This is a genomic window from Mesorhizobium sp. M8A.F.Ca.ET.165.01.1.1, assembly GCF_004792065.1.
Lineage (GTDB): Bacteria > Pseudomonadota > Alphaproteobacteria > Rhizobiales > Rhizobiaceae > Mesorhizobium.
Map to the genome: position 1 here is coordinate 1 of NZ_SRTH01000159.1, position 328 is coordinate 328.

The 328-nt window shown below is 62.2% G+C and carries 1 pseudogene; it reads right to left on the reverse strand.

Annotation, left to right across the window (positions count from 1 at the left end):
• A pseudogene (locus EN808_RS35550) lies at window positions 1–328 on the reverse strand (OmpA family protein); the annotation flags it as partial.

Genomic DNA, 328 nt, shown 5'->3' on the forward strand with positions numbered 1-328 from the left:
TCCGAAACGACGATGCCCGGCTGGGCTGCCAGCCGCGACAAGTAGGTCTGCCAGCGGTGTGCGGATTGCCAGGACAGAAAGAACCAGCCGCCCGCCACGATCAAAGCCAGCAGGGCCACCGTCACCACCAGCCACGGAAATCCCTCTTTCGAATCCATGTGCTGCAGCTCGACGCAGGTCTGCAACTGCGTCTCCACGCCGGGCAACTGGGAACTGTCGCCGTCGAACCGCTCCAGGGCCCGCGAGGATTCTTGATGGATGCGAAGCAGTACATCGCGGATGACTTCATGCAGTTCCTCCGGAGGATTTCCCCGGATCACCGCAACCA